At 55.6% G+C, this 363-nt stretch carries 1 protein-coding gene; it reads right to left on the minus strand.

The features are described from left to right. Positions 1-141: 141 nt before the first annotated feature. Positions 142-363, minus strand: a 222-nt coding sequence (locus AC1RPR_RS08500) for a hypothetical protein (RefSeq protein ID WP_481763515.1), incomplete at its 5' end; no start/stop codon positions are given.

Genomic DNA, 363 nt, shown 5'->3' on the forward strand with positions numbered 1-363 from the left:
GCGGATACGGGTTGTAGGAGGCAGGTTTGTAGACCATAGCCGCCAATCTCCCCTCATGGTACGCGTCGTGTTCGTCCATTGTGCCTAAAGAAAAAGCCAGAACCCGAATCATATCAGGTTCTGGCTTTTCGTCAACTACTTTTAGTCCAGATCGTGTTCGCGCTCTTTAGACGTACACATCAGCGTCAGCAGGGTCCCAAGCTTCGTGATCGGTGGCACGTCGAGGACCGCAATGCGGGGCCGCGTCACCGGGCCCTTCGGCCGATGTTTCTCGGGAATTGCAAGCAGCTCCTTTTCGGTCAACATTCTGCCCTCCACGATACGTCGGACGTACGTGCCACGCTTGAACGAAGCAGGCTCGTT

Source organism: Dellaglioa sp. CoH-57-MRSF-22, from assembly GCF_056781895.1.